The 6452-nt window shown below is 72.4% G+C and carries 4 protein-coding genes; 3 read left to right on the plus strand and 1 reads right to left on the minus strand.

Annotated elements, in window-relative coordinates; translation table 11 throughout:
- The first annotated feature begins 275 nt into the window (after positions 1–275).
- From imuA to ACT54X_RS28630, 3 genes are read left to right on the plus strand one after another with little or no spacing between them, the layout of a single operon-like run.
- Positions 276–1082, plus strand: a complete 807-nt coding sequence (imuA, locus tag ACT54X_RS28620) for a translesion DNA synthesis-associated protein ImuA (protein ID WP_294378939.1) — start codon at positions 276–278, stop codon at positions 1080–1082.
- Entirely contained in the window at positions 1051–2550 is a 1500-nt protein-coding gene (locus tag ACT54X_RS28625) for a Y-family DNA polymerase (protein ID WP_294378937.1), read from the plus strand. Before imuA ends, ACT54X_RS28625 begins: the two co-directional genes overlap by 32 nt.
- Entirely contained in the window at positions 2543–5899 is a 3357-nt protein-coding gene (locus ACT54X_RS28630; protein ID WP_476350019.1) for an error-prone DNA polymerase, read from the plus strand. The genes ACT54X_RS28625 and ACT54X_RS28630 overlap by 8 nt, the downstream gene beginning before the upstream one ends.
- A gap of 260 nt (positions 5900–6159) precedes the next feature.
- Here ACT54X_RS28630 and ACT54X_RS28635 read toward each other — a convergent pair.
- The coding region (locus tag ACT54X_RS28635) for a hypothetical protein (RefSeq protein ID WP_476350021.1) at positions 6160–6452 on the minus strand (293 nt) is incomplete at its 5' end.

The raw sequence follows: 6452 nt of genomic DNA on the forward strand, positions 1-6452 counted from the left end.
GACATGAAACCTCCCTGGTCTCGCGCCGGCGGCCTTCTGGGGATGAGGCGGCTCGGCTGGGGCGGGAGGTTAGCGGCCTGTCGACCGGTGCAGCGATCGACAGGCCGTTTGCGCCTCACACGATGGGCGTTGATGTGGATTTGTGCGCGTTTGGCAGGAGCCGGCGTCTCGTCGCCGAAAGGCCGAGCGTGCGCCACGGCCGTTTCCGCCAATCCTGACAAAGCGTTAAAGTATGGATATTCATACAGTATTTGTTGGCCGCCTCTCCTTTCGCCATGCGCAGATCCACCGTCCTTGTCGATCTCTCCTACGCTCCCGAAGGGGTGTGGCGCGGCGACGAGCTGGGTGAGGCCGGCGCAGCGACCTACCCGAGCGGACATCCTGGCCTGGATGCCGAGTTGCCCGGCGGCGGCTGGCCGCTCGGGGCGATGACCGAGCTGCTGCAGCCCGACGCCGAGGCGCCGCTGTGGCCTGTGCTGTTGCCGTCACTGGCGCGGGCCGTGGCCGAGCGCGCCCAGCCGGTGGTGCTGATCGGCCCGCCGCACGAGCCTTTCGGCCCCGCGCTGGCGGCCGGTGGCCTGCCTCTGGAGTCCCTGCTGTGGGTGCGGGCCGACGCCGCCCCCGCCCGGCTGTGGGCCTGCGAGCAGGCACTGCGCTGCGCCGAGGTGGCCGCCGTGCTGGCCTGGCTGCCACAGGCGCGGCTGGGCGAGCTGCGCCGGCTGCAGCTCGCCGCTGCCCGGCATGGCGCGCTGCTCTTCGTCTGCCGGCCCGATGCGGTCGCGCCGTCGGCATCGCCCGCGCGCCTTCGCCTGCGTCTGCAGCCCCGGCCCGACGGGCAGCTCGACGTGCACCTGCTCAAGCGCCGTGGGCCGCCGCTGGCGCACCCCCTGCCGATGCCTGGCCGCGGGACGCGCCTTGGTGGCCTGCTCGATGCCACGCGGTCGGCTCGACCCGTCGTGCCCGCATCGACCCGCACCCAGCCCATGGGCGAGGGCGGGGCCACCGTGGTGCGCCTGGATCTGCGCCGCGCCCTGCGCCAGGACCCTGCCCATGCACTGGCTCGCGCTTCAGTGGCTGCCTGAGCCCGCCGCCTCGGGCGGGACGGCGCCGGATGCCGCCCCGCCGCAGCCGGACGTGGCCTGTCCCACGCCCGAATCGCTCGGCTGGTGGGCCCTGCAGTTCACGCCCCATGTCGCCTGGCTGGACGAGGCACTGATGCTGGAGGTGTCGGCCTGCGAGCGGCTGTGGGGCGGCCGGCGCGCCCTGATGCGGCAGATCGGTGCCAGCGTGCCGCCAGGCCTGAAGGTGCGGCAGGTCACGGGTGCCACCAGCCTGGAGGCGCTGGCCCGGATGCGGCTGTACATCGCCCGGCAGCCCCAGCCGACCCGGCTGCCCGACGACCTGCCGCTCGACACCCTGGGGGCCGCCGCTCCCCACCTGCAGGTGCTCGCCCGCCTGGGCTGCCGCACCTGGGGCGACGTCGCGGCCCTGCCGCGCGGGCCGCTGGTGCGGCGTTTCGGCGCGCCGCTGCGCGAGGCGCTCGACCTGGCCTGGGGCCTGCGTCCCGACGGCCTGCCCTGGCTGCAGGTGCCCGACAGCTTCGAGCAGCGGCTCGAGTTGCCGATGCTGGCCCAGTCCGCGCCCGAGCTGCTGTGGGCAGCCCAGCGCCTGCTGAGCGCCCTGCGCCTGTGGCTGCAGGCACGCCAACGCGGCGTGCTGGCCATCGAGCTGTCCTGGACGCTCGACCTCAGGCGGCTCGATGGCGCCGAACTGCCCCGCTCGCAGCAGCTGCAGGTGCGCACGGCCGAGCCCACGCAGGACATGGCCCACCTGCGGCGGCTGCTGGCGGAGCGGCTGGCGCTCACCCAGCTGATCGCGCCCACCGGCTGGCTGCGGCTGCGTTCGCTGGAGACGGCCGACTGGCAGGGCCGCACCCGCAGCCTGCTGCCACCGTCGCTGCCCGGCGGTCATGCCGGCGCCTGGGCGGAGGAGGGGCGCGAGGGCGAGCCCCTGCACCAGCTGCTCGAAAAGCTCAGCGCCCGGCTGGGCGCGCCGCAGGTGCTGGCGGCGCAGCCCGTGCAGGACCATCGGCCCGAAGGCCGCCAGCGTTGGCGGCCGGCGGCGGGTCCGAAGGCCGCCGTTCCGGACAAGACCAGACCAGGCACAGGCCGCCCGGGGCAGCACACCAACGCCCGGCATCCGGCCTCGAACCTGGGCGGCGCCCGGCCTGCTGGCGAACAGGTCTTGGGCGAGCCGGGTTCCGTCCTGCCCGACATCGGCACCGGCCTGCTGCCCGCCTGGCTGCTGCGCGAGCCGCGCCTGCTGCCCGTGCAGGACGGCGAGCCCTGTCATGGGGGCGCTCCGCTGCGGCGTCTGGCCGGTCCGCAGCGGCTGGAGACGGCCTGGTGGGAAGCCGGCCGGCCCGCCGCCCGCGACTACTACATCGCCCAGGACGTGGCCGGCGCGCTGTTCTGGATCTACCGCGAGCGGGCGACGCTCGCCGGCACCGAGGCGCCGGTGCGCTGGTACCTGCAGGGCATCTATGCCTGAACTCTCGCTCAAGGACGAGGAGGCACGGCGCCAGCAACGGCAGGCCGCGCGTGCCCAGGGGCCGGACGTGCCGTCTGCCGCGGGGCAGATGCTGCCGGCCTATGCCGAGCTGCATGCCTTGAGCAACTTCAGCTTCCAGCGCGGCGCCTCCCATCCGTGGGAGTTGGCGGTGCGCGCCTGGCAACTGGGCTACGCGGCGATCGCCATCACCGACGAATGCTCGGTGGCCGGCGTGGTGCGCGCCGTCAGCGGCCTGCGCATGTGGCGCGAAGAGCGCGAGGAGGACGGCCTGCCGCTGCCGCCGCATCCCGAGCCGAAGCTGATCTTCGGCAGCGAATTCGACTTCGGCCGTTTTCGCCTCGTCGTGCTGGCCCACGACCTCGAAGGCTGGGGCCACCTGTGCCAGTACATCAGCGCCGCCCGCATGCGCGAGGACGTCGCCAAGGGCGACTACCGCGCCGAGCTGGCCGATGCCGCGGCGCTGGTGCATTGCGAAATCCTCTGCGTGCCGCGGCGTCGCAGCGGCGAGCCCATCGACGAGGCGGCGCTGCAGGCTGACCTGGCCACGGTGGCGGCGCTGTTCCCGCCGCGCAGTGATGGAGAGCCCGGGCCGCTGTGGCTGGCAGTGGAGCTGTTCCACGAGGCCGACGACGCCCTGTGGCTGCAGGTGCTGCGCCGCGCCGGCGAGGCCACCGGCCTGCCGCTGGTGGCGGCGGGCGACGTGCACATGCACCTGCGCTCGCGCAAGCCGCTGCAGGACGTGCTCACCGCCGTGCGCGAGGGCCGGCCGGTGGCCGACTGCGGCTTCGCGCTGCAGCCCAACGCCGAGCGCCACCTGCGGGCGCGCACGCGGCTGGCGCGGCTGTATCCGGCCGGGCTGCTGGCGCGCACGCTCGTGATCGCGGCTCGCTGCCGCTTCCAGCTCAAGGAACTGAAAGAGCAGTACGTCTACCCACAGGAAGTCATCGGATCGGGCGAGACGCCGGCGCAGACGCTGATCCGCAAGACCTGGGAGGGCGCGCAGACGCGTTATCCCGAGGGCGTGCCCGCCAAGGTCAGCGCGCAGATCGAGAAGGAACTCGACCTCATCCTCGACCTGAAGTACGAGATGTTCTTCCTCACGGTGGAAGACATCGTCGCCTTCGCCCGGCGCCAGGGCATCCTCTGCCAGGGCCGCGGCTCCTCCGCCAACTCGGCCGTCTGCTACTGCCTGGGCATCACCGCCGTGAACCCCGACGACGGCAACCTGCTGTTCGAGCGCTTCATCAGCCGCGAGCGCGCCGAGCCGCCGGACATCGACGTCGACTTCGAGCACGACCGGCGCGAGGAGGTCATCCAGTACATCTACGAAACCTACGGTCGCGAGCGCGCTGCTATCGCCGCCGTGGTCATCAGCTACCGCTCGCGCAGTTCGCTGCGCGACGCCGGCAAGGCGCTGGGCATCGACGAAGGCTTGGTCGATGCCTTCGCCAAGGACCACTACTGGTTCGACGACCCCATGCTCGACGAGCGGCTGGAGGCCGCCATGTCCCGGGCCGGCGTGCGCGAGGACCCGTTCCGCCTGCGGCTGTGGATCGGCCTGGCCAACGAGCTGCGCGGCTTTCCGCGCCACCTCAGCCAGCACGTGGGCGGCTTCGTGCTCACGCAGGGGCCGCTCACCCGGCTGGTGCCGGTCGAGAAGGCCAGCATGGAGGCACGCTCCATCATCCAGTGGGACAAGGACGACCTGGACGAGATCGGCATGTTCAAGGTGGACGTGCTGGCCCTGGGCATGCTCAGCTGCATCCGACGCGCGCTGGACATGGTCAACGGCTGGCGCGGCACGGCGCACCAGATGCACCAGCTGCCCACCGACGATCCGCGCGTCTACGACATGATCGGCCGCGCCGACACCGTGGGCGTGTTCCAGATCGAGAGCCGGGCGCAGATGTCCATGCTGCCGCGCCTGCGCCCGCGCAACTACTACGACCTGGTGATCGAGGTGGCCATCGTGCGGCCGGGGCCGATCCAGGGCGGCATGGTGCATCCCTATCTGAAGAACCGCGCAAAGGTGGAACGCGGCGAGAAGATCGAGTTGCGCTATCCGCAGCTGGAGCCGGCGCTGCAGCGCACGCTGGGCGTGCCCATCTTCCAGGAGCAGGTGATGCAGATCGCCATGATCGCCGCCGACTTCAGCGCCGGCGAGGCCGATCGCCTGCGCCGTGCCATGGCGGCCTGGCGGCGCACGGGGCACATGGAGCGCTTCTACGACCCACTGGTCAAGGGCATGGTGGCCAACGGCTACGACGAGGACTTCGCCAAGGCCATCTTCCAGCAGATCCAGGGCTTCGGCGAATACGGCTTCCCGGAAAGCCACGCCGCCAGCTTCGCCAAGCTGGTCACCGTCAGCAGCTGGCTCAAGTGCTACGAGCCGGCCTGCTTCCTGGCGGCCATCCTCAATGCGCAGCCCATGGGCTTCTACACGCCCTCTCAGCTGATCCAGGACGCGGTGCGCCATGGCGTGCAGGTGCGGCCGGTGGACGTGACCCGCAGCGACGCCTTCTGCACCCTGGAGCCGGCCGACGGGGCCGGTCCGCCCCCCGCGCCCGCCTGGGCCGAATCCGCGGCCCAGGCGCTGCCGGGCCAGCCGGCCGTGCGACTGGGCCTGCGCCACATCAAGGGCCTGAGCCCGGCGGCGATGACGCGCCTGGTCGAGTCCCGGGCGCGCTCGCCCTTCACCGGCACGGGCGATCTGGCCCGCCGCGCCGGCCTCGGCCCGGCCGAGATGGCCCTGCTGGCCGGCGCCGACGCCCTGCAGGCCCTGGCCGGCCACCGCCGCCAGCAGGTGTGGGAGGCCACGGCCTCGCACCGCGCCGCGGCCCTGCTGCGCGATGCGCCGATCCACGAGGCGCCGCTCGCCCTGCCGGCGGCACAGGAGGGCGAGGAGATCGTCGGCGACTACGCCAGCCTGGGTTTCAGCCTGCGGCGCCATCCGCTGGCGCTGCTGCGGCCCCGGCTGGCGGGCTGGCGCCTGTCGAGCGCCGAGGAACTGCGCGCCATGCCCAGCGGCATGCCGGTGCGCGCCTGCGGCATCGTCACCGTGCGCCAGCGGCCGGGCACGGCCAAGGGCACCGTCTTCGTCACGCTGGAGGACGAGACGGGCGCGGTCAACGTGGTGGTCTGGGCCCGCGTGGCCGAGCAATGGCGCGAGCCGCTGCTCAAGTCGCAGTTGCTGGCCGTGCGCGGCACCTGGCAGCGCGACCAGGACACGGGCGGCAAGGTCTGCCACCTGGTCGCCGAGGGCCTGCGCGACCTCACGCCGCTGCTGGGGCGGCTGGCCCGCGAGAACCGCAGCCGCGATTTCCACTGAGGGCGCCTGGCTGAGCTGGGGGGAGAAGTCCGCCGTATCTCCTGCGTCGACCAGCGGTGGGTACTTGGGTCGATGGGCGGCGAGGGCCTGGTGCACTGGCTACGCGTCTCGGCGCACTGGCGGTGGGGCCTCCATGCAGTGGGGATGGGGCGCCGGTGCACTGGCGGTAGGGCTCCGGTGCATTGGCGATAGGGTGAGTAACCCGGCAGAGGACGCCGGCATGCGCGCTCCCGGTGCACGCTCGCGCTGACCGGCTTGCCTCACCCGCTCTCCACCGACGCGCCTTGCGCACTGCACGGCGCCGCGAATGGCACCTCCGCACGCACACCGGCATCCTCTGCCTCGACCATGTGCCTGAACGGCCGGGTTCCGCCACCCTGCCCCAAAAATCCGTTCGTCCTGAGCCTGTCGAAGGGCGAGGTGGCGCGCGGCGTGAAAACCTGGCACTTCCCGACGCCATGCAACCCTGGGGGCGGGGCTTCGACAGGCTTGTATGGTTTGGTTTCCATCAACCAAACCGTAAGAAAGGGCGAGGAGCCGGGATGTAGGGACA

The sequence above is a fragment of the Pseudacidovorax sp. DMC4 genome, from assembly GCF_056314265.1.

Excerpts from the sequence above, each read along its gene's own strand:
- imuA (WP_294378939.1), top strand. The coding sequence starts at position 276 with ATGCGCAGATCCACCGTCCTTGTCGATCTCTCCTACGCTCCCGAAGGG.
- ACT54X_RS28625 (WP_294378937.1), top strand. The coding sequence starts at position 1,051 with ATGCACTGGCTCGCGCTTCAGTGGCTGCCTGAGCCCGCCGCCTCGGGC.
- ACT54X_RS28630 (WP_476350019.1), top strand. The coding sequence starts at position 2,543 with ATGCCTGAACTCTCGCTCAAGGACGAGGAGGCACGGCGCCAGCAACGG.